The following is a 26,205-nucleotide window of genomic DNA, read 5'->3' on the forward strand; positions in this document are numbered from 1 at the left end:
TGCAGTGGTCGTGGCGTACCGTACGCCCCCCGTCCACCCTCACGCGCCGGGTGCCTCGGCGGGTGCGTCGGCGGATGCCTCGGCGCACCTCACACGCGGGCCCGTTCACACGCCGGGCGCCTGTGTCGGGCCCGGCGGGCCGAGGAGGGCGAGGGTCTGCCGTACGGCCGGGACGTCCTGGTCGAGCCAGCGCACCTCCCAGACGTCACCGGAGCCGACCCAGCGCAGCTCGTCGTGGTCCTGGAGGGGCTCGGGCGCGGCGGAGCCGGGACGCAGGCGGGCGGTGAACACCTGCAGGACGTAAGGAGGCTTCAGGGGCCACTCCCCCGGGACGCGCGCACCGGCCTCGGCGTCCACGCCGAGTTCCTCGCGCAGCTCGCGCTCGAGGGCCGCCTCGGGCGTCTCCCCCGGCTCGACCTTGCCCCCGGGCAACTCCCAGCGCCCGGCCAGTTCGACGGGCGCGCTGCGCCGGGCGGCGAGCAGCTGCCCGTCCTCGATCAGCGCGGCACCCACGACGACGATCCGCTCACTCATGCCGGGAGCCTACGGGAGGCGGTGGACGCCGGGCCCGCCTCGGGGCCGCACGCCGGAAGGGGACCGGCACCCGTCAGCCGTGTCCGCCGGCCGAGGCCGTTCACGGTGAGGCCGGCCGCGTCCCTGCCGTGCCCGTTCACGTCCGCCGGCCGTGTCCGCGGCGCACTCGTCCGCGCCCGCCTCGGCACCCGCGACGCACCCGCTCGCTGCCGTCGTCGCGCCCGTGTCGCGCCCGTCTCGCGCCCCGGCCACGACGGCCGGCCGTGTCCGTCAGCCCGGTCCGGCCGGTCCGCTCTGGCCGAGGCGTTCGACCCAGTAGAGCTGTTTGTCGGCGCGACCGTCGAGACTGTCCGCGATCTTCTGGGCCTCGGCCCGGGTCGCGTACCGGCCCACGCGGTACCGGTTGCCGTTGCCGTCCTCGCGTATCACGAGCCAGGGCAGAGCGACCGTGCTGTCGTTCATCGCGCCCCTCCTCTTCCCACTCGCGGCCTGAGCCGTGCCCCACCCGCTAAGGAAACCGCACTGCGCATATGCCCGAGCCTACGCCTTACCTTCACGCAGCGAATACGGCTTTTCACGAAGAGGTACGCAACCAGCCAGAACGCCGGGGGCGCACGCCGGTGAACGCGCCGCCCGCGCACCCCCGCGCATCGGGGCGGAGGCATACCGCCCGCACCGCCCGCGAGCTGCGATAACGGCGTGATGAGGGTCAAAGCGGACCGGTCGGGTCGGTGACGGCCGAGGTGCCGGTCGTGTGAGCGGGGCGCGCGGGAAGTGCGCCCCGGGGCGGATGTGAGCGTGCGCTACTTGACCGGAAGGTGGTAGGCGACCCGGTACCGATCGGCCGGGACGACCACGTCGGCCGTCTCGACGGGACGGCCGGAGGCGTAGAAGGTGCGCTGGATGACCAGCACCACATGGCCGGGGACACCGCCCAGCGCGAGCAGCTCCTCGGCGAGGCCGGGGCGGGCGCCGACCTCCTCGGTGACGTTGTCCACGATGACGTCGATGGCGCGCATGCGCTCGACGACCCCCATGCCGCCGACCGGTCCCTCCTCCGGCAGCATGACCGGCGTACGCCCCGTCACGGCGAGGGGTTCCCAGGAGGTGGACAGCATCATCGGCTCGCCGCCCTCCCGGTACAGGTACCGCGTGCACATCACCCGGTCGCCCGGCTCGATGTCGAGCCGTTCGGCGATCGCCACGCCGGCCTCGGTCTGCTCGCTGCTGGACTCCCAGGTGCCGCGCCCCTCGCCGTCGGCCTGCTCCTGGCGGAACGGTGTGGCACCACCGGCCGGGCGGTAGCCGGAGCGGGAGATGCGCCGGGGCACGGGGCGCTCGCGCACGTACGTCCCGGAACCGGAGCGGCCCTCGACCAGGCCCTCCGCCATCAGCACCTTGCGGGCCTCCAGCGCGACCGTGTCCGAGACGCCGTACTCCTGGCGGATCCTCGCCTGGGAGGGGAGCCGGGTGTGCGGTGGCAGCTGACCGTCGACGATCTTCTGTCGGAGATCACCCGCGACGCGCAGGTACGCCGGCTGCTCACCGAATGTCACTGGCCGCTCCCATCAGGTTGTACAGACAGCAACAGCGTGGCAACCGTACGTTGTGCGAGGCAAGCAAAGGCCAGAGAATCACTCGATGTGATGACATGCGGGGCCTGAAGCCTTTACGCAGGCACTTTCTCCCCGCTATAGGCGCCGTCACACCTGCGCAGCGGAGTCACCGCCTTCGCCCTGCCCGGGGGACGGCGGGGCGGCGGCCAGACCGAGGGCCTTGCGGGCGGTGACGGCCGCAGGTCCGTCGATGTAGGCGTACGCCTTCTCGTAGTGCGCGGAGTACGCATCCGCGTCGGCGGCGGCGCTCGCCCGGTCCCACTCCCCGCGCGCGTCCTCCAGGTCGGCGGCCAGGGCGCCGACCGGGCCGCGGGCGCCGGACGGCCAGGTGTGCCCGTGCAGGGCCTCGATCTGCTCGCCGAGCACGTCGTGGACCTGGGCGGCCCAGGCCCGGTGGGCGGCGAGGTCGTCCTCGGGGGCGGCCTCGGGTTCCTCGTACAGCACCGCGTCGACGGCGTTGGCCGTGGACAGGAAGACGACCTGGTGCGGGTCGAGCGTCGAGGGGTCGCCGCGCAGGGAGCCGGTCAGCGGGGGCCCTTGGTCGATGCGGGCGAAGACGCAGGTGATCACGCGGTCGCCGTGGCGCCAGCTCTCCGGCGAGGGCATCAGGTAGTACACGTCGACGTCGGCCGGCAGCGCCCAGGTGTCCATCGCGTACTGGTCCTGCAGGGCGTCGCACCGCTCCTCGGCGAGGTCGCCTACCTCCGCCTCCCCCGGGTAGGCGCCGCCCGGCAGCGTCACGATGCCGAAGGCCTCGCCGTCGTGCCCGCTCGCGCACGGCACCGTGTCCACGTCGTAGGTGTCGCCCTCCAGGCCGCCGGGTGCGACGAAGCACTCGCCCTCCTCCAGGGCGAGGACCTCGTTGCCCCGCGCGGCGTCCGTGAACCCCTCCCAGGCGCGCGAGGCGAGGCCGGTGGACAGCACCGCCGCCCACAGCACGGCCCCGGCGCACGACAGCACCACCCCCGTGATCGCCATACCGCGCCCGCTCTGCCCCGTCCGCTTGATCTGCCGCAGCGCGACCAGCCCCAGGACGAGCCCGGCGACAGGCAGGAAGCAGAGCAGACCGAGCACCAGGGCGGCGACGGCGAGGGCGTTGACGGACACCGGGGTGCCGTACGGACGTCCGTACGGCCCGTACGGGGGCGGCGTCTGCGGGGCCGTCGGCAGGTCGGCCGGGGGCGGCGCGAACGGGTCCCGGGGCTGCCGGTCGCCAGGGGGCGGGGGTATCGACACGGGCGGGACGCTCCTGGCTGAGGCGGCGGACGGGGCCGACGGTGGGCTGGCCGCATCGTAAGCGGGCGGGGCGACACGGCCGTCACACGGGCGGCACGAGCCACCCGGCGCCGGGCGGCCGGGGATCGGCGAGACCGGGCGGTGATCGACCACTGCGCAAGGCCCGGCGGGCACATCGAGCAGGCCCTCGGCAACGACAGCGCCGACCTCTCCCTCGTCGGGCGCGTCGGGGACGGTGAAGCCGTCCGGCAGGTCCCCGTCGGGGATCGGCGCGGATGCCGGGGTGTCCCTCGACGCGGACACGCCGGGGCGGCTGCCGGGCATCGAGGGGATCGGCGCGGAGAGCGCGCTGCCGGCGGGGCCGCTGCGGCGGGTGTGGGCGGGGCGCCGGGGGCGCCGGCGGCCCGGTGCGGGAGCGAGGTCGACCCGCCGCCCGGCGCACACCACCCGGGCCACGGCCGCCGTCGCGCGAGCACGACGGGCTCCGTCCGCCCCCGTCGCCGTCCACCCGGCCGGGTCCTGCGGCCGGCCCGCCGTGCGGCCTCCGGGGCGCCGCTGTGCGGCAAGGCCGCCGTCGCCTACGCCCGCCTCGCCTGCCAGGTGCACGAGGAGATCTTCTCCTCGGGCCGCTGGAACGGCGACCACCGGCCTGACGGCTGACGTGCCGTCACGCGAAGCCGACTGTGCGCGCAGGGCCCTTGTGCAATCCGTGGGGAGGCCTCAACCTGGCGCTGACGCACAGGAGTCGCCGCGCGCTTGACATGACCATGACCCTTTGGTCCCTCATCGGCGGCGGCCCACGGGCGTGCACCCCACCCCACAGCGCACCACCGATCGAGGAGGACCCCTCAGATGGCAGTGATGCGTACTCCCCACGGTTCCCCCCGGCACAGACTCGCCGCGCTCGGCGCGGCGGCCTGCGCGGCGCTCGTCGCGGGCCTCGTCCCCGCCCTTCCCGCCGCAGCGGCCCCGGTCGCGGCCGAAGGGCGCATCCAGTACGAGGATGCCGCGAACTCCGTTCCCGGCAGCTACATCGTCACCCTGAAGACCGAGCGCGCCGGCTCCGCCGCGGGCCGGGCGCTCGCGCACAAGTACGGCGCCGACATCGAGCGGACCTACACCAAGGCCCTGAACGGCTACGCGGTCGAGGCCTCCGAGTCCGAGGCGAAACGTCTCGCCGCCGATCCGGCCGTCGCCTCCGTGGTGCAGGACCGGACGTTCTCCATCAGCGCGACGCAGCCCAGCCCGCCCTCCTGGGGCCTGGACCGCATCGACCAGAGGAACCTGCCGCTGAACAACGCGTACACCTACCCGGACTCCGCGGGCGAGGGCGTCACGGCGTACGTCATCGACACCGGTGTCCGCATCTCGCACGCCGACTTCGGCGGCCGGGCCGCCAACGGCTACGACGCCGTCGACAACGACAACACCGCCCAGGACGGCCACGGCCACGGCACGCACGTGGCCGGCACGGTCGCCGGCAACGCCCACGGCGTCGCCAAGAAGGCCAAGGTCGTCGGGGTCCGGGTGCTGAACAACTCCGGCCAGGGCACCACCGCCCAGGTCGTCGCGGGCATCGACTGGGTGGCCCGCAACGCGGTGAAGCCGGCCGTCGCCAACATGTCCCTGGGCGGCCCCGGGGACACCGCCATCGACACGGCCGTGCGCAACGCCATCACCTCCGGCGTCACGTTCGTGGTCGCGGCCGGCAACGAGTCCACCAACGCCTCGACCCGCTCCCCCGCCCGCGTCACCGAGGCCGTGACCGTCGGCGCGACGACGTCCACCGACGCCAAGGCGAGCTACTCCAACTACGGTTCGGTCCTCGACCTGTTCGCGCCGGGCTCGTCGATCACCTCGGCCTGGAACTCGAGCGACTCGGCCACCAGCACCATCTCCGGCACCTCGATGGCGAGCCCGCACGTCGCCGGGGCCGCCGCCCTGCACCTGGCCGCCAACCCCGCGGCCACGCCCGCGCAGGTCTCCGCGGCCCTGACGTCCGCCGCCACCACCGGCGTCGTCACCAGCCCCGGCACCGGCTCGCCCAACCGGCTCCTGAACGTCGGCGGCGGTTCGACCACCCCGCCCGGGCCGCGCTTCGAGAACACCGCCGACCAGGCCATCGCCGACAACGCCACCGCCGAGTCGCCCGTGACCGTCTCCGGCGTCTCCGGCAACGCGCCCTCCGCCCTGGCGGTCGAGGTGCACATCGTCCACACCTACATCGGTGACCTCCAGGTCCAGCTGATCGCCCCGGACGGCACCGCGTACACGCTGAAGTCGTACGGCACCGGCGGCAGCGCGGACAACATCGACACCACCTACACCGTGAACGCCTCCTCGGAGGCCGCCAACGGCACGTGGAAGCTCCGGGTGAGCGACAACGCCCGGTACGACACCGGGCGGATCGACGCCTGGGCGCTGCAGTTCTGATCCACGCGCGCGTAAGGGGGCCGGGCCGGTGACGGTCCGGCCCCCGGCCGTGCCGGGGGCACCCCGGCGGGCAGGTTCCCTGGGGCCATCCGCTCCGGGTGCCGGCGGCCGTGGTGAGGGGTGCTCGTGCCGACGTCGAGGACGTGGGCGGGCCGCGGCGGTGGACGGTCGCCGGGCGGGGCCGGCCGGAGGGGAGGACTCAGTCCGGACTCCGGCGCAGCCGGGCGAGTTCGGCGTTCATCTCGGCGAGGAACCGGACGACCACCGCCAGTTCGTCGGCGCTGAACCGGTTCCGGGCCGCCTCGGTGCCGTGGGCCAGGGGCCGGAAGTAGTCCCGGGCCAGACTCCGGGCGGCGTCGGCGTAGTGCAGGTGGACCACGCGGCGGTCGCCGCCGTCCCGTACGCGCCGGACGTGCCCGGCCCGCTCCAGCCGGTCCAGGCAGGCGGTCACCGCGCCGGACGTGAGGTTGAGCTGCTTGCGCAGACGGCCGGGCGTCATGGGCTCGCCCCCCGCCTCGGGATCGGCCTCCGCGTCCAGGATCGCGATCAGCGCCTGCATGTCGGTCACGTGCAGGCCCTGCGCCTGGGCGAACTCCTGGGCGATGCGGTTGAACTCGCTGTTCATCCGGCGCAGCAGGACGGCGAAGGACTGCAACCCGATCGGGTCGTCCGCCGGAAGTGATGCCGTGGGCACGCCGGGACCGCTCATCCCTCCAGCCTAGTATCTCTCAATCATTGAGATACTTTATGAGTGAGTTACTTCGTCTACGGCTTGGGATGCGCATGACTACCGCACAGCGTTGGGCCCGACGGCTCGTACCGCTCGCTCTGCTGCTCGTCTGGCTGGGGGTGGGCGCGACGCTCGGCCCCTACGCGGGCAGACTGGGCGAGGTCGCCACCAACGACCAGGCCGCTTTCCTGCCCCGCAGCGCGGAGTCCACACAGGTGCTGGACGCCCGCGAGGCGTTCGACCAGTCCGAGACCGTGCCGGCCGTCGTGGTGTGGACGGCGGACGGGCAGCGGTTCACGCCGGGCCGGCAGGCGGAGGCCACCCGGGCCGTCGCCGCGCTCGCCGGGAATCCCGGCGTCGTCGGCCGCCCCTCCCCCGCCCTGCTCTCCGACGACCGCCGGGCGATGCAGGCCGTCGTCCAACTGGAACCCGACCTCGGCGAGGAACTGCCCACCGCCCTCGACTCGGTGCGCGCGGCGGCCGGGGACGTGCCGGGCACCCAGGCGCGCATCGCCGGGCCCGCGGCGAGCCAGGCCGACCTGTCGGACGCGTTCGCGGGCATCGACGGACTGCTGCTGGGCGTGGCCCTGGGCGCCGTGCTGCTGATCCTGCTCCTCGTCCACCGCAGCGTCCTGCTGCCGTTCCTGATCATCCTCAGCTCGGTCTTCGCCCTGGGCCTGGCCTGCGCCGTGGTCTACGCCCTGGCCGAGCGGGACGTCGTCCGGGTCGACGGGCAGGTGCAGGGCATCCTGTCGATCCTGGTGATCGGCGCGGCCACGGACTACGCGCTGCTGCTGGCCGCGCGCTTCCGCGAGGAACTGGCCGCGCGCGGGGACCGGGTCGCGGCGGCGGTGGCCGCGGTGCGCCGCTCGTCCGGCGCCATCACCGCCAGCGCCGCCACGGTGGCGCTGGGACTGCTGGCCCTGCTCGCCAGCGACCTCACCAACAACCGCGCCCTCGGCCCGGTCGGCGCCATCGGCATCGTCTGCTCCGTGCTGGCCACGCTCACCTTCCTGCCCGCCGTGCTGGCCCTGCTGGGCCGGGTCGCCTACTGGCCGTCCCGGCCGAAGCCGCCCCAGGAGGCCGCGGAGGGCAGTGGCGTGTGGCGCCGGGTCGCGGGCGTCGTGTCCGCCCGGCCGCGCCGCACCTGGGCGGTGACGGCGTTGCTGCTGGCCGTGTGCGCGGCCTTCTCGCCGTCCCTGACCGCCAGGGGCGTGCCGCTGGACGAGATCTTCGTCAACGACGCGCCCTCGGTCGCGGCGCAGCGCACGCTCGGCGAGCACTTCCCCGGCGGCTCCGGCAACCCGGCGATCGTCATCGCCGACGCCGGCCGGGCCGAGGAGGTGACGGCCGCCGCGCGCTCCACGCAGGGCGTGGCGAGCGCCGGTGCCGTCTCCGCCTCCGGGCGCCCCGGGTCCGGCGAACCGCTGGTGGCGGACGGGCGCGTGCGCATCGACGTCACGCTGGAGGCCGCGGCCGACAGCGACGCCGCCAAGGAGACCGTCGAGCGGCTGCGCGGGAAGGTGCACGCCGTGCCCGGCGCCGGCGCACTGGTCGGCGGCTACACCGCGCAGCAGTACGACACCCAGCGGACCGCTGCCCACGACCGGACGCTCATCGTCCCGATCGTCCTCGCGGTGATCCTGCTGATCCTCATGGTCCTGCTGCGCTCGCTGCTCGTGCCGGTGCTGCTGGTCGCGACCGTCGGCCTGAACTTCCTGGCCACGCTCGGCGTCTCGGCACTGGTCTTCGAGCACCTGCTCGGCTTCGGCGGCACGGACGCGTCGGTGCCCCTGTACGGCTTCGTCTTCCTGGTGGCGCTCGGCGTCGACTACAACATCTTCCTGATGTCCCGGGTGCGGGAGGAGGCTCTCGCGCACGGCAACCGCCAGGGCGTGCTGCGCGGGCTGACCACGACCGGCGGGGTGATCACCTCGGCGGGTGTGGTCCTGGCCGCGACGTTCGCCGCGCTCATGGTGATCCCGCTGGCGTTCCTGGTGCAGATCGCCTTCATCGTGGCCTTCGGCGTGCTGCTGGACACCCTCGTGGTCCGCTCGCTGCTGGTGCCCGCGCTGATGATCGACGTCGGGCCGAGGGCGTGGTGGCCGAGCGCCCTGGCCCGCGAGGTGCGGCCGGATCCGAAGGAGGGGGCCGCCGCCGCTGCTCCGTCCGGCTGAACGGGCCGCGCCACCGGCCGGGTGCATCCGCCACGGGGGCCGGGCGGGAAAAGCTGCTGTCGGGACCGGCCGTGCCGCGGCGGCGCGGCGACGGCCCGGCGAACGGAGGCGCGAGCATGACGACGGACGGGCAGCGGCCGCTGTGCCTGGTCACCGGGGCGTCCGGCTACATCGGCGGACGCCTGGTGCCCGAGCTCCTGGACGCCGGGTACCGCGTCCGGTGCCTGGCCCGCTCCCCCGGCAAGCTCCGCGACCACCCCTGGGCGGGCGACGCCGAGACCGTACGGGGGGACGTCACCGACCCGGAGTCGGTCGCCGCCGCCCTGCGCGGGGTCGACGTCGCCTACTACCTCGTGCACGCCCTCGGGTCCGGCCCGGCCTTCGAGGACACCGACCGGGAGGCCGCCCGCGTCTTCGCCGGGCAGGCGCACACCGCCGGTGTCCGGCGGATCGTCTACCTCGGCGGGCTCACCCCGCACGGCGTCCCCGAGCGCGAGCTCTCCCCGCACCTGCGCTCCCGGGCCGAGGTCGGGCGGATCTTCCTCCGGTCGCCCGTGCCGGCGGCGGTGCTGCGGGCGGCCGTGGTGATCGGCTCGGGGTCGGCGTCGTTCGAGATGCTGCGCTACCTCACCGAACGGCTGCCCGTCATGGTCACCCCCAGCTGGGTGCACACCCGCACCCAGCCCATCGCGGTGCGGGACGTGCTGCGCTACCTCGTCGGGTCGGCGTCCCTCCCCGACGACGTCGACCGGGCCTTCGACATCGGCGGCCCGGACGTGCTCACCTACCGGGAGATGATGCTGGGCTACGCGGCCGTCGCCGGGCTGCGGCGGCGGTTCATCGTGCCGGTCCCGGTCCTCACCCCGCGCCTGTCCAGCCACTGGGTCGGGCTGGTCACGCCCGTGCCCGCCTCCCTGGCCCGGCCCCTGACCGAGTCGCTGCGGCACGAGGTCGTCTGCCGGGAGCACGACATCGCCCGCCACGTGCCGGACGGCCCGGGCCGTCCGCTGCCGTTCGACGAGGCACTGTCGCTGGCGCTGCGCCGGGTGCGCGAGGCGCAGGTCGCCACGCGCTGGTCCTCGGCCTCGGTGCCCGGCGCGCCCAGCGACCCGCTGCCCACCGACCCGGACTGGGCGGGCGGCAGCCTCTACCAGGACGAGCGGGAGCGGCCCGTCGACGCCTCCCGGGAGGCGCTGTGGAAGGTCGTCGAGGGCATCGGGGGCGAGAACGGCTGGTACTCCTCCCCCCTGGCCTGGGCGGTACGGGGCTGGCTCGACCGGTTCGTCGGCGGGGTCGGACTGCGCCGGGGCCGGCGTGACACCCAGCACCTGAGGGTCGGGGACTCCCTGGACTTCTGGCGGGTCGAGGAGATCGAGCCGGGCCGGCTGCTGCGGCTGCGGGCCGAGATGCGCCTGCCCGGGCTCGCCTGGCTGGAGATGTACACCGAGACCGACGAGCAGGGCCGTACCCGCTACCGGCAGCGCGCCCTGTTCCACCCGCGCGGGCTGCTGGGCCACGCCTACTGGTGGAGTGTCGCCCCCTTCCACGCCGTGGTGTTCGGCGGCATGGCCCGCAACATCGCCCGCGCCGCGGCCGGAGAGGCGGGCGGGCGCCGCGGCGGCCGGGCCGGGCGCATCCGCCGGGACGGTGCCGCGGGAACAACCGGACGGCGGCGGACACGGCCGCACCACCGCACCAGGAGTGACACATGACCGTCGCGGTCGTCCTGTTCACCTCGGACCTGCGTCTGCACGACCATCCGCCCCTGCACGCGGCGCTGCGTGCGGCGGACGAGGTGGTGCCGCTGTTCGTGCGCGACCCCGCGGTCCACGCGGCCGGTTTCGACGTGCCGAACCGGGCCGCCTTCCTCGCCGACTGCCTGGCCGACCTGGACGCCTCCCTGCGCGAGCGCGGCGGCCGCCTGGTGGTGCGCTCGGGCCCGGTCGCCCGGGAGGTGCGCGCGGTCGCCGCCGCCTGCGGCGCCGCGGAGGTGCATCTGGCGGCCGGCGTCACCGGGTTCGCCCAGCGCCGCGAGGAGCGGCTGCGCACGCGACTCGCGGCGGACGGGGTCGCACTGCACGTGCACGACGGCGTCGTCACCGCCCTCGCCCCCGGCCGGGTCACGCCGAACGGCTCCGACCACTTCGCCGTGTTCACGGCCTACCACCGCCGCTGGTCCCGGGAGCGGCTGCGCGAGCCCCTGCCTGCGCCGGAGACGGTCCGCGTGCCCGCCGCCGCGACCGGTGAGGAGCCGCCGTCCCGCGCGCGGACGGCGGACGTGTCGCCGGGCCTCGCGACGGGCGGGGAGACGGCGGGCCGGGAGCGGTTCGCCGCCTGGGCGCGCACGGACCTCGCCCGGTACGCCGACCTGCACGACGACCCGGCCGGTGACGCCACGTCACGGCTGTCCCCCTACCTGCACTTCGGGGCGCTGTCACCGGCCGAGCTCGTCCACCGGGCCCGCGCGCGGGGCGGCATCGGGCCCGAGACGTTCGTGCGTCAGCTGTGCTGGCGCGACTTCCACCACCAGATCCTCGCGGTCCGGCCCGAGGCGTCCCGGCAGGACTACCGCAGCCGCGGCGACCAGTGGCGCGGCGAGGAGGAGGCGGCCGGGGACATCGCCGCCTGGCAGGAGGGCCGTACGGGCTACCCGCTGGTGGACGCGGGCATGCGCCAGTTGCGCCACGAGGGCTGGATGCACAACCGGGCGCGGCTGGTGACGGCGAGCTTCCTGACCAAGACGCTGTACGTCGACTGGCGCATCGGCGCCCGGCACTTCCTGCGGCACCTGGTCGACGGCGACATCGTCAACAACCAGCTGAACTGGCAGTGGGTCGCCGGCACCGGCACCGACTCGCGCCCCCACCGCGTCCTCAACCCCGTCCTGCAGGGCAGGCGTTACGACCCGGACGGGGCCTACGTACGGCGCTGGGTGCCCGAGCTGGCCGGCGTCGAGGGCGGTGCGGTGCACGAGCCCTGGAGACTCCCGGACGACCGGCGCGCCGTGCTGCGTTACCCCGAACCGGTCATCGGCCTCGCTGAGGGCCTGGCCCGCTTCCGCGAGGCGCGCGGTCGTCGATGAGGAACCGGGTACCCATGAGCGGACCGCGTGCGGACACGCGGCGACGCCGCGTCGGTGCGCATCCGGAACACCGCGCCCGGCGGAAGCACTGACGTGCGAATGACCGGATGCGAGAAGGGGTTGCGCATGCTTGGACCGCGGCCGACTGCGGCCGGACCGGGGGCACCGGACGACGCCCCGCTCACCGCCTCCGGGGCCGCCCGGGCCGTGGAGGCCGTCCTCGGGCAGGTGCTCGAGGCGCGGCTGGGCCAGGCCCGTGGGATCGACGCGGTGGCCGCCCGCGACCTGGCCGAGCGCGTCGCCGGGTTCGCCCTGCGCGGCGGCAAGCGGCTGCGTACGGCGTTCGTGTGGTGCGGCTGGCGGGCCGCGGGCGGATCGGGCGACGCCGGCCCGGTCCTGCGCACCGGGGCCGCCCTCGAACTGCTCCAGGCGTGCGCCCTCATCCACGACGACGTGATGGACGGCTCGCCGCTGCGCCGGGGAGCGCCGGCCCTGCACGTGGACTTCGCCCGCGGGCACCGGGCCGCACGGATGTCCGGCCCGGCCGAGTCGTTCGGCTGGTCGGCGGCCGTGCTGGCCGGCGACCTGGCGCTGGCCTGGGCGGACGACCTGCTGACGGAGACGGCGCTCGCCTCGCCGCACGGAGCCCGGCTGCACGGCGAATGGCGGGCCATGCGCACCGAGATGGTCGCCGGCCAGTACCGCGACCTGAAGGCCCAGGCGAGCGGCTCGTCCAGCGGCGAGGAGGCCCTGACCATCGCCGAGTTGAAGAGCGCCCTGTACACGGTCGCGCGGCCCCTGGCGCTGGGCGCCTCGCTGGCGGGGGCGGACCCGCACACCGTGGACGCGCTGCGGGCCGCCGGCCGGTGCGCGGGCCTGGCCTTCCAGCTGCGCGACGACCTCCTCGGCGCGTTCGGCGACCCGCTGCTGACCGGGAAGCCCGCCGACGACGACCTGCGTTCGCGCAAGCTCACCCACCTGCTGGCCACGGCCGTACGGCTGGCCGAGGCCACCGGTGACCGGGAGGCCGCCGCCGTGCTGGCCGCGGGCCCCGACGTGCGGCCCGGCCAGACCGTGGAGCGGATGCGGGCGGCGCTGGAGCGGACCGGGGCGCGGGCCGAGGTGGAGGCGAGGATCGCCGATCTGGCCTCCGCCGGTCTGCGGCACTTCGAGGCCACCGGTGCGGATCCGCGGGTGCGGCGGGAGTTCACCGCCCTGGTCGAGCGGGCCGCGGGCGTCGCCCCGCGCCCCGCGGAGGAGCTGGTATGAGGACCGTGCCGGGACCGACCGACCACGTCGTCGTCGTGGGCGCCGGGCTGTCCGGCCTGGCCTGCGCGCTGCACCTGCTGGGCGCGGGCCGCCGGGTCACGCTCGTCGAACGGGACCCCGGGCCCGGCGGCCGGGCCGGGCGCGTACGGCTCGGTGGCTACCAGGTGGACACCGGGCCCACCGTGCTGACCATGCCGGACCTGGCCGACGAGGCGTTCGCGGCCGTCGGGGACAGCCTGTACCGGCGCGTGGAGCTGACGCCCCTGCACCCCGCCTACCGGGCCGGTTTCGCCGACGGCAGCTCGCTGGACGTGCACACCGACGGCGAGGCCATGGAGGCGGAGGTGCGGCGCTTCGCCGGCCCCGCCGAGGCGGCGGGCTACCGCAGGCTGCGCGCGTGGCTGGAGCAGCTGTACCGGGCGCAGATGCGCCGTTTCATCGACACCAACTTCGACTCCCCCCTCCAGCTCGCGCACCCCGACCTGGCCCGCCTGGCGGCCCTGGGCGGCTTCGGCCGGCTGGACGCCCGCATCGGCCGCTTCGTGGGCGACCCGCGGCTGCGGCGGGTGTTCTCCTTCCAGGCGCTGTACGCGGGCGTCGCCCCGGCCCGGGCGCTCGCGGCCTACGCGGTGATCGCCTACATGGACACCGTGGCCGGTGTCTGGTTCCCCAAGGGGGGTGTGCACGCCCTGCCCCGCGCGATGGCCGACGCGGCGGCGGATGCCGGTGCCGAGCTGCGCTGGTCGGCGGAGGTCGATGCGCTGGAGCGGGTCTCCGGGCGGGTGCGGGCGGTCCGCCTCGCCTCGGGGGAGCGGATCCCGTGCGACGCGGTGGTGCTGACCTGCGAACTGCCCACCGCCCACCGCCTGCTGGGCCGGGCACCCCGGCGCCCGGTGCCTCTGCGGCACTCCCCCTCCGCGGTGATCCTGCACGCGGGAACCGACCGCACCTGGCCCGGACTCGCCCACCACACCCTGTCGTTCGGCGCCGCGTGGGAGCGCACCTTCGACGAACTGACCCGCACGGGCACGCTGATGAGCGACCCGTCCCTGCTGATCACCCGACCGACCGCGCACGACCCCTCCCTGGCGCCGCCGGGCCGCCACCTCCACTACGTGCTGGCGCCCTGCCCCAACACCGACGTCGGCCCCTCCGCCGCCGCCTGGCGGGACCTCGGCCCGCGCTACCGCGACAGCCTCGTGGCGGAACTGGAACGGCGGGGCCTGGAGGGATTCGCCGACAGCGTCCGGGAGGAGATGCTGGTGACGCCGCTGGACTGGGCGGCCCAGGGCCACGCCGCGGGCAGCCCCTTCTCCGTGTCCCACACCTTCGCCCAGACCGGGCCCTTCCGGCCGCGCAACCTCGTGCGCGGCGTGGCCAACGTGGTGCTCGCGGGCTGCGGCACCACCCCGGGCGTCGGCGTGCCGACCGTGCTCATCAGCGGCAAACTCGCCGCCGCCCGCGTCACCGGCGGCCCCGGCCGCCGCCCTCCGCGGCCCCGGCCCGCCGCGGCGGACCTCCCGTCCACCCCGACCGGAGCAGGAGCCCATGACCCGTCGTGAACTGGACGCCGCCGGGGTCACCGACCCCGGCCTGCGCGCCGACTACGCCCGGTGCCGGGAGCTCAACGCCCGCCACGGCCGCACCTACTTCCTGGCCACGCGCCTGCTGCCGCTGGAACGCCGCTCGGCCGTGCACGCTCTGTACGGCTTCGCCCGCTGGGCCGACGACATCGTCGACGACCTGGACCGCGGCCGCACCCCCGAGGAGCGCGACCTGTCGCTGAAGCGGCTGGAGGGCGACCTCGCGCACGCGCTGCGCACCGGCGGCGGCGACGAGCCCGTGGTGCGCGCGGTGGCCGACACCGCCGACCGGTACGGCATCGAGGTGACGCTGTTCGAGGACTTCCTGGTCTCGATGCGCTCGGACCTGACCGTCACCGACTACCCGACCTACGCCGACCTGCGGACGTACATGCACGGCTCGGCCGCGGTGATCGGCCTGCAGATGCTGCCCGTGCTCGGCACGGTCGTGCCGCGCGAGGAGGCCGCACCGCACGCGGCGGCCCTGGGCGTGGCGTTCCAGCTGACCAACTTCCTGCGGGACGTGGGCGAGGACCTGGACCGCGGCCGGGTGTACCTGCCGGGGGACCTGCTCGCCGCGCACGGCGTGGACCGGCCGCTGCTGGAGTGGAGCCGGCGCACCGGCCGCCGGGACGCCCGCATCCGGGCGGCGTTCGTGGCGGCCGAGGCGATGACCCGGGACGTGTACCGGCAGGCGGAGCCGGGCATCGCGATGCTCGACCCCCGGGTGCGGCCCTGCATCCGGGCGGCGTTCACGCTGTACGGCGGAATCCTCGACGCGATCGCCCGGCAGGGGTACACCGTGCTGCACCGCCGTGCCGTCGTCTCCCGCCCCCGGCGGGCGGCGACCGCGGCGGCCGGAGTCGTGCGCGTGGCCGCCGCGCGCCGGCGCGCCCGCTCGGCGCGCCCGGCGGCCGGGGCCGCAGTACTGGAGCGGAAGGAGCCGGGCCATGGGTGACCGGGCGGACAAGGCACGCTGGACCTCGCCGTTGCGGCGGCGCAGCGGCCCGAAGTGGGCGGAGCAGGTCCCGACCTGGCGGGCGGCGCGGCCCGGCCTGATCGCGGACGCGCTCAAGCGGGCCTCGGCGCGGCCCTCCGGCAACTGGTTCGTGGCCGGCGCCTCGCGGGACGTGCGCCCGGGGGGCGGCCCCCGCGGCCGGACGATCGGCGGGGTCGAGGTCGTGCTGTGGCGCTCGGACTCCGGTGAGCTGCGCGCGGGTCCCGGCGCCTGCCCGCACCTGGGTGCGCCGCTCAAGGACAGCCGGGTGGTGTGCGGAACGCTGGTGTGCCACTGGCACGGTCTCGCGCTGGACGGTTCGCCCACCGCGGGCTGGCAGCCGTTCCCGGTGCACGACGACGGGGTGCTGGTGTGGGTGCGGCTGGACGCGCTCGGCGGGGAGGAGCCGTCGGAGCGGCCCGTGATCCCACCGCGTCCCGAGGCGCCCGCGGTGGACTCCGTGTACACCGGGGCGGGCCGGTGCGAACCGCAGGACGTGGTGGCCAACCGGCTGGACCCGTGGCACGGCTCCTGGTTCCACCCGTACTCGTTCGTCGATCTGGAGGTCGTACGGGAGCCCGAGGGCGAGGAGGACGACGCCTTCGTCGTCGACGTGTCCTTCCGGGTGGCGGGGCGTCTGGTGGTGCCCGTGCGGGCGGAGTTCACCGCGCCGGAGCCGCGCACGGTCGTCATGCGCATCACCGACGGCGAGGGCGCCTCGTCCGTGGTGGAGACCCACGCCACGCCGCTGACCCGGCCGGGCGACGGGCGTCCGCGCACGGCCGTGGTGGAGGCGGTCGTGGCCACCTCCGAGCGGCGCGGCTTCGCCCTGGCCCGGGCCGCGGCCCCCGCCCTGCGCCCCCTGATGCGCCACACCGCGGGACGCCTGTGGCGCGACGACCTGGCCTACGCGGAGAGACGCTGGGAACTGCGCAGCACGGGCCGCTTCCCGGGTTGACGGGCCGCTTCCCGGGTGGAGCGGGCGCCGGGGAAGCCGCCCGACCGACCGGTTCGAGCGGCGCTCCGGGCCGGTGCGGCACCGCCGGATGGGCCCTGGCCGAGCGGCCAGGGCCCATCCGGCTGCCCGGGCCCGTCCGCTTGACCGGGCCCGTCCGGCGGCCTGGCCGGTCGCGCGGCCCGTTCAGGAACGCCGGCCGGCGAGGGCGCCGAGGGCGCGCAGCGCCGGGGAGCGGCCCGCGCGCGGGACCGTCCACAGGACCTGGCCGCGCACGCCCCACCGGGCGAGCAACGCGTTGGACGCCAGGAAACCGGTGGTGGCGGCGCGTTCCATCAGGGCGACGGGCAGGTCGCAGCGCAGGCCGTCACCGGCCAGTGTCAGCCACGGATGCGGGGTGGCGACCGTGGGGCGGCGGTGGTGGGTGCCGGCGGTGAACATCGGGCAGTCCGCGCGCCACTCGTGCCGGACGTCGACGACCCGCGCCCGGCCCGTCTCCGGGTACACCCGCCGCAGTTGGGCGAGCAGTTCGTCCTGCGCCTTCTCCCGGTCGGCCCCCTCGGGGACGGCGTAGGCGTGCAGTTCCACCACCGAGCCCCCGGTGCGCGCGGCCCAGCGGGCGGCCTCGCCCTCGTAGCGCTCCAGCACGCTGATGTTGTCCAGGCCCTCGTAGCCGCTGGTGCCGAGGAAGCCGGGGCGGTCGGCCCGTACCGGCCGGTCGAGCCAGAACCGGGAGACGAGGAACGGCGGGGCGGTGCGCAGTGCGTCGATGTCCGCACGCCACGGGCCGGTGCCCAGGCCGGGTGAGGCCGCGGCGGTGCGCCGCAGCCCCTCGGTGTCCAGGGCGAGCACCACGGCGTCGTGCCGGCCGGTCCCCGCCTCCGTGCGGACCTCGGCCCCGCCCTCGCCGTGGAGGGGGTCGATGCCGTGGACGGCCGTGCCGGTGCGGATGTCGGTGCCCAGGCACCGGAGGTAGTCGCCGAGCGGCTCCCACAGCGCTTGCGGGAAGGGCTCGTCGGGCACGTCGAACAGCAGCCCCTCGGAGGAGCCGAGGAAGTAGATGTGGAACATCAGCATCAGCTCGGCGGCGGACAGTTCGCGCGGGTCGGCGAAGAAGCTGCGCGAGAAGACCTCGAAGGCCAGGTGGTGCGCGGCCTCGGGGAAGCGCACGCTGCGCAGGAACCCGGTCGCGCTGACCCGGTCGAACCGCTCGTACACCTCCGGTACGCGTACGTCCAGCAGCGGCAGCGCCGCGCGGGCGTTCATGGACGTCAGGTCGCGCCAGCCGAAGGTGGGGCTGAGGGCGACGAAGCCGAGGGCGCTGAGGGGCGGGGTGCGCGGGACGCGGGCGAAGCTGTCGGTGAGCCCGCCGCTGTGCCGCAGGGGGTAGTCGGGCAGCGGGGTGAGCCGGTCGAGGCCGGGATCGGTCCGGCGCAGCAGGCCGCGCAGGTTGTAGTACTGCCGGAAGAACGCGTGGAAGCCGCGGGTCATGGTCGCCTCGGAACCGTCCGCGAGCCGGGTGCGCCGGCCGGCGAGGCGGCCGCCGAGGGACTCCTCCCGTTCGTAGAGGGTGACGCGGGCGCCGCGTTCGGCCAGTCCGGTGGCCGCGGCGAGGCCGGCGATGCCGCCGCCCACCACGGCGACGGACGGCGCGTCCCCCGGCTCGAACCGGTCCCGGCCGGGGGCGGGCATCAGCACCTCGGCCCTGCGGTCCCGGCCGCGGCGGGCGGCGGTGGGTGCGGTCCGGGTGCTCACCGGCCGGCCTCCGGGGTGGGGGCGGATGCCGCGACCGTCCCGGTGGGGGTCTGCCGGGCCGTCTCGGCGGCGGCCGGGGCGGAGCCGTTGCGGGCGACGAAGGTGTGGGTGATGCCGGTCTGCCACCCGGCCAGGGGCAGGGCGCGGGCGTCCGCGAAGCCGGCGCGGGTCAGCCGGCCGGTGAACGCGGGGGCGGTGTCGAAGTCGAGGACGCTGTGCCACAGGTGCCGGTACAGGGCCCGATCGCCCGTGAGGGTGCCCGCCGGGATGACGATCCCCTGGCAGACGGCCGTCCACAGCGCCCGCTGGGCCGGTGAGCCGCCGAGGCTGTATTCGTGCACGGCCAGCCGCCCGCCCGGCTTCAGCAGGGTCCGCACCGAGTGCAGCACGGCGTCCGGGTCGGTGACGTTGCGGAACAGGTAGGCGGCGAAGACCGCGTCGAAGGGGCCTTCGCCGGCGGCCGGCAGTTCCTCGGCGCTCAGGTACAGGAACCGCACCCGGTCGGGCCACGGTTTGGCCAGGGCCTGCCGCAGCATGCCGGCGGAGGCGTCCACGGCGGTGATCCGCGCCCGGGGCGCGGCCCGCAGCAGGGCCCGGGTGGAGGTGCCGGTGCCGCACCCGAGGTCGAGCACGTGCAGCCCGGCCCCGTCGCCGGGCAGCCGCAACCGGCGCGCCGAGCGGAGCAGGTCGGTGCGGTAACCGGGGTTGAGGGCCGTGAGCCGGTCGTAGGTGCGGGACGCGTGGTCGAAGGCGCGCGCCAGGTCGCCGTCGCGCAGCAGGGTCATCGGTGGCTCTCTCCGGTTCCTGGGAGGGGGTGGGTTCGGCGGGGCAGGAAGGGCACTTCGAGCGCGGTGCGCAGCATCGGTCCCACGGGGGTGCGCAGTCCGATGCCCCACTCCTCCCGCACCGAGGTCGCGCCGTCGAGGAAGCGCAGCAGGCGGTGCGCGGGCGTACGGCGGAACAGGTCGGTGAAGAACGCGGGGCCGTCGACGCGTCCGGTGTCCAGGGCGCGCAGCAGCACCGCGTCCATGGCCAGCGCCCGCCGGCCGTGGGGCGGGGGCACGGTGCCGCGGCCGTCGCGCAGGGCGGCGGCGACGGCCCGGCTGTGCCGCCGGACGGCGGCGAAGGTGTAGCCGGTGGCGGGCCGGGTGGCGCCGCCCGCGGTTCCGATGCGGAACACGGACCGGCCGGTGCGGCGGGGGAAGCGCCCGTCGGTCATGGGGATGACGCCCTGTTCGGCGGACTCGACCCCGAACGCGCCCAGCCGCAGCACCTCCCGGGTGTAGCGGCCGAGCGCGGCCTCGTACGCCTCGGTGGTCAGCGGGGCCCGGGAGAACTCGGTGTACTCGACGAGTGCCCGGTCCGGGGCCAGCGGGAGGACGTAGCCGAAGGCGAGCCCGTGCCGGGGCTGCGGCACCCGGAAGTCCATCAGGTCGGCCACGGCGGGGTCGAACCGTTCGCGGTCCGTACGCACGAACCAGCCGCGGAAGTGCTGCAGCAACTGCGTCCGGGCGGCGGGCAGGGCGGGCAGCGGCCGTGAGTCGAACACGTACCGGGCGCGCAGCGTGAGGACTCGGCCGTCGGGTGTCGTGCAGCGGACCTCCGCGCCCCCGGGGACGTCACGCACGGTGTCCGCCGTGGCCCGCAGCAGACGCCCGCCGGGGGCGTGCTCCAGGCGGGCGTGCACCAGCCGCTCGAACGCCGAGGAGCGCACCATGCGGTAGGTCGCGGGGGCCGGGTCGACGGTGAGGGCGGTGCCGTCGCGGCCGTGCACCCGCAGCAGCGACCAGTCGGCGGTCACCGCGGCGCCCAGCTCGTCGTCGCCCTCGTCCCAGTAGCACCAGGTCCGTTCGGCCGGGCGCGCGGGACCGTCCGGTGGCTCCACGACGGTGACGGCGGCGGCACCGGTCTCGACCAGCCGGTGAGCCAGACTCAGCCCGGCGGCCCCGCCCCCGACGACCACGATCTCCGGCACACCGGCCGCTCCGGCGGTCACCGGGCGCCGGCCGGGTGGGAGGCGCGTCGTCCGGCCGGGACGGGCGCGGCGACGGCCGGGAACGGCTGGGGCGGGCGGTGTCGAGGACGGCGAGCGCCCCGTGCGCTCCTCCCCGGATGGCCGCACGGCGAGTCCTGCCGGTGCTCCCCGGGGCGAGAGGTGGTCCCGGACGGCCCGGGGGGAGGGGTGGTCCCGGACGGCCCGGGCGCCCGCCGCCACGGCTCGCGGCCGCCGTGACCGGGCACCACCGGGCGTCCTCCCCGCCCGGGGAGGAGCCGCGCGCGACGCGGCGTGAGCCCGGCACGCGAGGGACGCGGCGGGGGGCACACGCCCCGCCCGTCGGCGTCGGCGGCCGCGGGCCGCCCCCGCGCACCGGTCATCCGCACACCCGCTCCCACCACCCGGCCGTCGCCGTCATTCGATCCTCCGTCACTTCCCTGCCGGTACCGGTCCCGGATGCAGCCGGGCCCGGTCAGCGCGACACGACCGACTCCAGGAGCGCGACGGCTTCCGCCAGCCCGGCCGGCCGCGGCAGCCCGGTCACCGCCCGGCCCGCCCAGCCCGGCCCGATCGTCAGGACGACCGGCCTGCGCCGGGCACCGCGTACCCCCCATTCCATCGCGGCAACGTGCGCGGCGAGCGGACGGCTCGCGGTGGTGCGGGACTGGGCCCACAACGCGACCGCGGCCGGGCCGGTCCTGCGTACGGCGGTGACGAGGGACTCCACGGGCAGCGCGCCGCCGAACATCCGCACGGGCAGGCCGCGTTCGGCGAGCGCGGCGGCCAGTACCTCCAGCGGCAGCGTGTGGCTCTCGCCCGGGACGCACGCCAGCACCGTGGTGGCGCCCGGGCGGTCGGCCGCGGAGGGCGGGGTGCAGCGCCGCAGCGCGCCGGAGACGTGCCAGGACAGGAAGTGCTCCACCTCGACGTACTTCTCGCCCGAGCTCTCCCACTTGCGGCCGACCGCCTGGAGGGTCGGCATGATCACCTCGGTCCACGCGGTGACCAGTCCGTGCTCGTCGATCGCCGACCCGAGCAGTTCGTCCAGTGCGGCGGCGTCCAGACGCAGGGCGGCCCGGGCGATGCCCTTGCACTCCTGACGCACGTCGCCCAGCCGCATCCCGCTCCCGGCCCGGCTCCGCCCCCGGCCGGCCCTCGGCGCAGTCGCGGTGCCCTCCCTGCCGCCGGGGGCGGCGGCCGAAGCGGTCCCGGCACCCGACGCGTCGTCGGCGGCGGCGGAGAACAGCCCGGGATCCGGTCCGTCGCCGGAACCCGCGCCGATGCCGGCCCCGCGCGGACCGGAGGGGCCTGCCGCGTCGATTCCGGCCGCGCTCGGGCCGGCGACCCGTGCTGCGTCGATTCGAGCCGCACCCCGGCCGGAACCCGTGCCCGTATCGGTGCCGCCCGGGGCGGAGCCGTGCGGGGACGCCCCCGCGGCGTCCCCTTCCCCGAAGACCCGGGCGGCTCCCCGCGGCGTCTCACGCAGTACCGTCCGTGCCGCTTCCGCGGGCGGTATCCCCGTCGCCGTCAGGGCGCACATCCGTTCCAGCCGGGCCACGTCCACGACGGTCCACCGGCGGTGCCGGCCGCCCGTGTGCGCGTCGGGCCCGAGGCCGTAGCGCCGGTCCCAGGTACGGACCGTCGTCGGGGCCACGCCCAGCCGTCTGGCCACCTCGCCGGTGGTCAGCCCGGCGCCTTCCGGCAGCCCGGCGCCTTCCGGTCGCCGGGCCGTCGCGCGGTCGTCGCCGTTCCGTTCCTGTGCACCCATGCATCGATCGTACGACGCACAAACGACGCATGTTGAGCTGCGTCGTTTGTGCACCGAACACTGGCCGGGAACGCACCGCCCGCGGCCCCCCGGCTGCGGCGGGTGCGGTCCGACAACGGCCTTCCGTCCCCGCACGGAGCCCGGCAGGAGGAACCCGGCCATGATCACCGACACACGAGTCGCCGTCCCCGTCCCGCCCGTGGAGGAGACACGCCACGAGGAGGAACTGGCCCGGGGCCTGCTGGCCGCCGACGAGGAGGCGTTCGCCGCGATCTACCGGCGCTGGTGCTCCCTCGTCCACACCATGGCCACGCGGGTGCTCGGCGACACCCACGAGGCGGAGGACGTCACCCAGCAGGTCTTCCTCGGTGCCTGGCACGGCCGCGCGGGATTCCGCCCGGAACGCGGTCCGCTCGGCGCCTGGCTGGTCGGCATCACCCGCCGCAAGATCGTGGACGCGCTGGCCGCCAGGACGAGGCGTCTGACGCTCGTCGACTCGGCCGCCCGGGACGCGGACACCCCGGCGGGCCACGGCGAGTCGGCACCGGACCACGTGCTGGACCGCGTGCTGCTCATCGACGCCCTGGGCCGGTTGCCGCGCGACCAGCGGGAGGTGCTGTGCATGGCCTTCTACGAGGACCTGACCCAGACGCAGATCGCGGAGCGCACCGGCATGCCCCTGGGCACGGTCAAGAGCCACGCCCGCCGCGGCCTGCACCGGCTGCGCCGGGCGGTCGAGCAGAGCCCCGTCCACGACACCGGCGTGTGACGCGGCCGAAGAGGGCCCGCCGCGGCGCGCATCCGGAGCGGCCCCGGCACCCGAAACACGACCGAGACTCCGCACCGTACGGAGACTTGCCGAAGGGATGATTTCCGATGACCTCCCCCCTCCGCCTCGCCCTCGCCGCCACCACCGGTGCCTGCGCCCTCGCGCTCGGCGCCGCCGCGCCCGCCCTGGCCGCCGACGACTCCGGCAAGGCCATGGTGTCCGTCTTCCACGGCATCCCCGATCTGACGGTGGACGTGTACGCCAACGGCGACGAACTGCTCAGCGACTTCGAGCCCGGCACCGTGACGGACCCGCAGTCCCTCGACGCCGGCACCTACGACATCAAGATCTTCGAAGCGGGCGAGGGGCCGGACGGCACCCCCGCCCTGGAGAAGACGGTGGAGGTGCCCGAGGGCGGCAGCGCCACGGTCGCCGCCCACCTCTCCGCCGACGGCCGGCCCGAGCTGACGGCTTTCACCGACGACGTCTCGCGGGTCGACCCGGGCAAGTCCCGCCTCACGGTCCGCCACGTCGCGGCGGCACCGGCCGTCGACGTCCGGGCCGGCGGGCAGACCGTCTTCAGCGACCTGACCAACCCGAAGGAGGGCACCGCCGGGGTCGACGCGGGCACGATCAACGCCGACGTGGTGCTCGCCGGCACCGACACGGTGGCCATCGGCCCGGCCGACCTGAACCTCGCGGAGGGCACGAGCAACGTCGTCTACGCCTGGGGCAGCGCGGAGGACAAGGACCTGGCGCTGGCGACCCAGACGTTCAGCGGCATGGAGTCCGGCCCGCGCGGTGTTCCCGCCGGCGGGAGCGGGGCCGCCGCGGCCCCGAACTCCACCGACCTGTCGGCCGGCTGGGCCGTCGCGGGCGGGGCGGCCGTCCTGACGGGCGCGCTGGTGGTCCGCCGGATCGCCGGCCGGCGTGGCTGACCACGCGCGCCGGCTGACGGGACCGATCGTGGCGGCTGCCGCCGTGGCAGCCGTCCTCGGCTTTCCGCCGGAGCCGAGCGGTTCCCCGGCGGGTGCCACGGCGGGTCGGGACTTCGGGAAGACCACTCCGCCGGACCCGCACAACCCGGCGGAGGTGAACGGCGACACCCCCGTGAAGGGGAACGACCCGGCGAACCCGCACTCCCCGCCCTCGGCGGCACCGGCTCCCCCGCCCGAACGCGTCCTCGTACCCGGTCTCGGCCTCGACGCCCGGGTCGGCCCGGTGGGAGTGACGGACGAGGGCGACATGGCCGTCCCCGAGGACCCGTCCCAGGCCGGCTGGTACCGCTACGGCCCCGCGCCGGGCAGCGACCGGGGTTCGGCCGTGCTCGTCGGTCACGTCGACGACCACACCGGGGCGATCGGCGAGTTCGCCGCGCTCCGCGACGTGCGTCCCGGGGACCGCGTCGAGGTGCGCCGGGCGACGGCGGAGCCGGTGCGTCACCGCGTCGTCGCGCGCCGGACCGTCCCGAAGGACGAGCTGCCCGCCTCGGTGTTCCGCCGTTCCGGCGCTCCCGTCCTCACCCTCGTCACCTGCGCGCCGCCGTTCGACCCCGGGCGGGGCGGCTACCTGTCCAACCTCGTCGTCACGGCGGAGCCCGTCGGGTCCGGGAGGGCGCAGTGACCCACGTAGACCCCGCTCACCTGGTGGAACTGGCCCTGGGGCACGCCACCGCGGGTGAGGAGGACGCCGGTGCGCTGCGGCACATCCGGCAGTGCGGGCGCTGCCGGGACGAACTGCGGACGATGACCCGCGTGGTGACCGCCGCGCGCACGGCCCAGCTGGTCGACCTCCCGGCCGCGCCCCCGGAACGCGTCTGGCGGCGCATCACCCACGGCCTGTCCCCCGAGCCCCCGGCCCCTCGGGCCCCCGGCGCCCACACGAAGCGGGACAGACTCCTCCTCACGGCCCTCACCGCCACGGCCCTGGCCGCGGCCCTCACGGCCGCCCACCGCGCCGGCCGGCTGCGCAGGAGAACCGGGTAGGGCCGGGACCCCTACCTGCAGCCGAGCCCCGCATGCCGCCCGAGGGGCCGGGCTGCGCTTGTCAGCGGCGCCGCCGGCATCATGATCTCCCGGTCAGGACACCGCGAAAAGGGCCGGCTCGGGACGAGCCGGCCCCTTCTGCGCCGCCGGTCCGCCGGACCTGCGACCTGTGTCACGTCACCCGGTCACACGTTGAAGCGGAACTCCACCACGTCGCCGTCCTGCATGACGTAGTCCTTGCCCTCCATGCGGGCCTTGCCCTTGGCGCGGGCCTCCGCGACCGAGCCGGTCTCCACCAGGTCGTCGAAGGAGATGACCTCCGCCTTGATGAAGCCCTTCTGGAAGTCCGTGTGGATGACGCCGGCCGCCTCGGGGGCCGTGGCGCCCTTCTTGATGGTCCAGGCGCGGGACTCCTTGGGACCGGCCGTGAGGTAGGTCTGCAGGCCGAGCGTGCGGAAGCCGACGTGCGCCAGGGTCGCCAGGCCGGGCTCCTCCTGGCCGACGGACTGCAGCAGCTCCAGCGCCTCGTCCTCGTCGAGCTCGGCGAGGTCCGCCTCCAGCTTGGCGTTGAGGAAGATCGCCTCGGCGGGGGCGACCAGGGCCCGCTGCTCGTTCTTGAAGTCCTCGTCGGTCAGCTCGTCCTCGTCGACGTTGAAGACGTAGAGGAACGGCTTGGTCGTGAGCAGGTGCAGGTCGTGCAGGAGCTCGGCGCGCTCGGTGCCCTGGACGATGCCCCGGGAGAAGAGGGTGTCGCCCTTCTCCAGGATCTCCTTGGCCTCCTCGACGGCCTTGACCTTCGGCGCGACGTCCTTCTTGATCCGCGACTCCTTCTGCAGGCGCGGCAGGACCTTCTCGATGGTCTGCAGGTCCGCGAGGATCAGCTCGGTGTTGATCGTCTCGATGTCGTCCTTGGGCGAGACCTTGCCGTCGACGTGGACGACGTTCTCGTCCTTGAAGGCCCGGATGACCTGGCAGATCGCGTCGGACTCGCGGATGTTCGCGAGGAACTTGTTGCCCAGGCCCTCGCCCTCGCTGGCGCCGCGCACGATGCCCGCGATGTCGACGAAGTCGACGGTCGCCGGGAGCACCCGCTGCGAGTCGAAGATCTCCGCCAGCTTCGTCAGGCGGGGGTCGGGGACGCCGACCACGCCGACGTTGGGCTCGATCGTGGCGAACGGGTAGTTGGCCGCCAGCACGTCGTTCTTGGTCAGGGCGTTGAACAGGGTCGACTTGCCGACATTCGGCAGACCGACGATTCCGATCGTGAGCGACACGTTGCGACTTCCCGTGAGTGGAGAGGGCAGGGGGCCTGAGGAGCGG

At 75.5% G+C, this 26,205-nt stretch carries 21 protein-coding genes and 1 pseudogene; 12 read left to right on the forward strand and 10 right to left on the reverse strand.

From position 1 onward, the window contains the following. Window positions 1-105 precede the first annotated feature (105 nt). The 4 genes and pseudogenes from Q5694_RS10630 to Q5694_RS10645 form a co-directional block, all read right to left on the reverse strand. Window positions 106-534 carry a (deoxy)nucleoside triphosphate pyrophosphohydrolase gene (locus Q5694_RS10630; RefSeq protein WP_333932364.1) on the reverse strand — a complete coding sequence of 143 codons (429 nt, stop codon included), beginning with the start codon at window positions 532-534 and terminating at the stop codon, window positions 106-108. Window positions 535-804: 270 nt separating this feature from the next. Then, window positions 805-1,023, reverse strand: a pseudogene (locus Q5694_RS10635) (SPOR domain-containing protein); the annotation flags it as partial. Window positions 1,024-1,337: 314 nt separating this feature from the next. Continuing rightward, window positions 1,338-2,090, reverse strand: coding sequence for a GntR family transcriptional regulator (locus tag Q5694_RS10640; protein WP_333932365.1), 753 nt, complete (start codon window positions 2,088-2,090; stop codon window positions 1,338-1,340). Between the two features lie 147 nt (window positions 2,091-2,237). Continuing rightward, window positions 2,238-3,386: a DUF4190 domain-containing protein gene (locus Q5694_RS10645; protein WP_333932366.1), complete on the reverse strand. Its 1,149-nt coding sequence runs from the start codon at window positions 3,384-3,386 to the stop codon at window positions 2,238-2,240. Window positions 3,387-4,238: 852 nt separating this feature from the next. On the opposite strand from Q5694_RS10645, the gene Q5694_RS10650 reads away from it, so the two are divergent. After that, complete coding sequence (locus Q5694_RS10650) at window positions 4,239-5,819, forward strand: S8 family peptidase (RefSeq protein WP_333932367.1); 1,581 nt, start codon at window positions 4,239-4,241, stop codon at window positions 5,817-5,819. Between the two features lie 199 nt (window positions 5,820-6,018). Here Q5694_RS10650 and Q5694_RS10655 read toward each other — a convergent pair whose 3' ends face one another. Continuing rightward, entirely contained in the window at window positions 6,019-6,528 is a 510-nt protein-coding gene (locus Q5694_RS10655; protein ID WP_333932368.1) for a MarR family winged helix-turn-helix transcriptional regulator, read from the reverse strand. A 74-nt stretch (window positions 6,529-6,602) separates the two neighbouring features. On the opposite strand from Q5694_RS10655, the gene Q5694_RS10660 reads away from it, so the two are divergent. The 7 genes from Q5694_RS10660 (at window position 6,603) to Q5694_RS10690 (ending at window position 16,615) form a co-directional block, all read left to right on the forward strand. Further along, the gene (locus Q5694_RS10660; RefSeq protein WP_333932370.1) at window positions 6,603-8,726 is read left to right on the forward strand and encodes an MMPL family transporter; all 2,124 of its coding nucleotides are present in this window, start codon (window positions 6,603-6,605) and stop codon (window positions 8,724-8,726) included. Window positions 8,727-8,842: 116 nt separating this feature from the next. Continuing rightward, window positions 8,843-10,438, forward strand: a complete 1,596-nt coding sequence (locus tag Q5694_RS10665) for an SDR family oxidoreductase (protein ID WP_333932371.1) — start codon at window positions 8,843-8,845, stop codon at window positions 10,436-10,438. Continuing rightward, complete coding sequence (locus Q5694_RS10670) at window positions 10,435-11,808, forward strand: cryptochrome/photolyase family protein (protein ID WP_333932372.1); 1,374 nt, start codon at window positions 10,435-10,437, stop codon at window positions 11,806-11,808. Before Q5694_RS10665 ends, Q5694_RS10670 begins: the two co-directional genes overlap by 4 nt. A gap of 126 nt (window positions 11,809-11,934) precedes the next feature. Continuing rightward, the gene (locus Q5694_RS10675; protein ID WP_333932373.1) at window positions 11,935-13,077 is read left to right on the forward strand and encodes a polyprenyl synthetase family protein; all 1,143 of its coding nucleotides are present in this window, start codon (window positions 11,935-11,937) and stop codon (window positions 13,075-13,077) included. Next, window positions 13,074-14,639 (forward strand): phytoene desaturase family protein, encoded by a 1,566-nt coding sequence (crtI, locus tag Q5694_RS10680; RefSeq protein ID WP_333932374.1) that lies wholly within the window; start codon window positions 13,074-13,076, stop codon window positions 14,637-14,639. The genes Q5694_RS10675 and crtI overlap by 4 nt, the downstream gene beginning before the upstream one ends. Next, entirely contained in the window at window positions 14,626-15,618 is a 993-nt protein-coding gene (locus Q5694_RS10685; RefSeq protein ID WP_333932375.1) for a phytoene/squalene synthase family protein, read from the forward strand. The genes crtI and Q5694_RS10685 overlap by 14 nt, the downstream gene beginning before the upstream one ends. Beyond that, window positions 15,611-16,615, forward strand: a complete 1,005-nt coding sequence (locus Q5694_RS10690) for a DUF5914 domain-containing protein (protein WP_333932376.1) — start codon at window positions 15,611-15,613, stop codon at window positions 16,613-16,615. The genes Q5694_RS10685 and Q5694_RS10690 overlap by 8 nt, the downstream gene beginning before the upstream one ends. Window positions 16,616-16,798: 183 nt before the next feature. Here the strand turns inward: Q5694_RS10690 and Q5694_RS10695 are convergent, their stop codons facing one another. From Q5694_RS10695 to Q5694_RS10710, 4 genes are all read right to left on the reverse strand, one after another. Beyond that, on the reverse strand, window positions 16,799-18,304 hold the full coding sequence (locus Q5694_RS10695) for an FAD-dependent oxidoreductase (protein ID WP_333932923.1): 1,506 nt from the start codon (window positions 18,302-18,304) through the stop codon (window positions 16,799-16,801). Between the two features lie 59 nt (window positions 18,305-18,363). Then, window positions 18,364-19,152, reverse strand: coding sequence for a class I SAM-dependent methyltransferase (locus tag Q5694_RS10700; protein WP_333932377.1), 789 nt, complete (start codon window positions 19,150-19,152; stop codon window positions 18,364-18,366). After that, complete coding sequence (locus Q5694_RS10705; RefSeq protein WP_443040859.1) at window positions 19,149-20,333, reverse strand: lycopene cyclase family protein; 1,185 nt, start codon at window positions 20,331-20,333, stop codon at window positions 19,149-19,151. Before Q5694_RS10705 ends, Q5694_RS10700 begins: the two co-directional genes overlap by 4 nt. Before the next feature lie 502 nt (window positions 20,334-20,835). Then, a complete protein-coding gene (locus Q5694_RS10710) occupies window positions 20,836-22,131 on the reverse strand; it encodes a MerR family transcriptional regulator (protein WP_333932379.1) in 1,296 nt (431 codons plus the stop codon). 160 nt (window positions 22,132-22,291) lie between these two features. Between Q5694_RS10710 and Q5694_RS10715 the strand changes: the two genes are divergently transcribed. The 4 genes from Q5694_RS10715 to Q5694_RS10730 all read left to right on the forward strand — a co-directional run bounded on the left by Q5694_RS10715 (window position 22,292) and on the right by Q5694_RS10730 (window position 24,885). Beyond that, complete coding sequence (locus Q5694_RS10715) at window positions 22,292-22,900, forward strand: RNA polymerase sigma factor (RefSeq protein WP_333932380.1); 609 nt, start codon at window positions 22,292-22,294, stop codon at window positions 22,898-22,900. A gap of 107 nt (window positions 22,901-23,007) precedes the next feature. Then, a complete protein-coding gene (locus Q5694_RS10720) occupies window positions 23,008-23,838 on the forward strand; it encodes a DUF4397 domain-containing protein (RefSeq protein ID WP_333932381.1) in 831 nt (276 codons plus the stop codon). Beyond that, window positions 23,831-24,523, forward strand: coding sequence for a class F sortase (locus Q5694_RS10725; protein WP_333932382.1), 693 nt, complete (start codon window positions 23,831-23,833; stop codon window positions 24,521-24,523). The genes Q5694_RS10720 and Q5694_RS10725 overlap by 8 nt, the downstream gene beginning before the upstream one ends. Next, the gene (locus Q5694_RS10730) at window positions 24,520-24,885 is read left to right on the forward strand and encodes a hypothetical protein (protein ID WP_333932383.1); all 366 of its coding nucleotides are present in this window, start codon (window positions 24,520-24,522) and stop codon (window positions 24,883-24,885) included. Before Q5694_RS10725 ends, Q5694_RS10730 begins: the two co-directional genes overlap by 4 nt. Before the next feature lie 185 nt (window positions 24,886-25,070). Here Q5694_RS10730 and ychF read toward each other — a convergent pair whose 3' ends face one another. Further along, on the reverse strand, window positions 25,071-26,159 hold the full coding sequence (gene ychF / locus Q5694_RS10735; RefSeq protein WP_333932384.1) for a redox-regulated ATPase YchF: 1,089 nt from the start codon (window positions 26,157-26,159) through the stop codon (window positions 25,071-25,073). Between the last annotated feature and the right edge of the window lie 46 nt (window positions 26,160-26,205).

The organism is Streptomyces sp. AHA2, from assembly GCF_036857595.1.
Classification (GTDB): Bacteria; Actinomycetota; Actinomycetes; order Streptomycetales; family Streptomycetaceae; genus Streptomyces.

Coding starts and splice junctions, on each gene's coding strand:
- Q5694_RS10630 (WP_333932364.1), bottom strand. CDS start 534: ATGAGTGAGCGGATCGTCGTCGTGGGTGCCGCGCTGATCGAGGACGGG.
- Q5694_RS10650 (WP_333932367.1), top strand. CDS start 4,239: ATGGCAGTGATGCGTACTCCCCACGGTTCCCCCCGGCACAGACTCGCC.
- Q5694_RS10655 (WP_333932368.1), bottom strand. CDS start 6,528: ATGAGCGGTCCCGGCGTGCCCACGGCATCACTTCCGGCGGACGACCCG.
- Q5694_RS10660 (WP_333932370.1), top strand. CDS start 6,603: ATGACTACCGCACAGCGTTGGGCCCGACGGCTCGTACCGCTCGCTCTG.
- Q5694_RS10665 (WP_333932371.1), top strand. CDS start 8,843: ATGACGACGGACGGGCAGCGGCCGCTGTGCCTGGTCACCGGGGCGTCC.
- Q5694_RS10670 (WP_333932372.1), top strand. CDS start 10,435: ATGACCGTCGCGGTCGTCCTGTTCACCTCGGACCTGCGTCTGCACGAC.
- Q5694_RS10675 (WP_333932373.1), top strand. CDS start 11,935: ATGCTTGGACCGCGGCCGACTGCGGCCGGACCGGGGGCACCGGACGAC.
- crtI (WP_333932374.1), top strand. CDS start 13,074: ATGAGGACCGTGCCGGGACCGACCGACCACGTCGTCGTCGTGGGCGCC.
- Q5694_RS10685 (WP_333932375.1), top strand. CDS start 14,626: ATGACCCGTCGTGAACTGGACGCCGCCGGGGTCACCGACCCCGGCCTG.
- Q5694_RS10690 (WP_333932376.1), top strand. CDS start 15,611: ATGGGTGACCGGGCGGACAAGGCACGCTGGACCTCGCCGTTGCGGCGG.
- Q5694_RS10695 (WP_333932923.1), bottom strand. CDS start 18,304: ATGCCCGCCCCCGGCCGGGACCGGTTCGAGCCGGGGGACGCGCCGTCC.
- Q5694_RS10700 (WP_333932377.1), bottom strand. CDS start 19,152: ATGACCCTGCTGCGCGACGGCGACCTGGCGCGCGCCTTCGACCACGCG.
- Q5694_RS10710 (WP_333932379.1), bottom strand. CDS start 22,131: ATGGGTGCACAGGAACGGAACGGCGACGACCGCGCGACGGCCCGGCGA.
- Q5694_RS10715 (WP_333932380.1), top strand. CDS start 22,292: ATGATCACCGACACACGAGTCGCCGTCCCCGTCCCGCCCGTGGAGGAG.
- Q5694_RS10720 (WP_333932381.1), top strand. CDS start 23,008: ATGACCTCCCCCCTCCGCCTCGCCCTCGCCGCCACCACCGGTGCCTGC.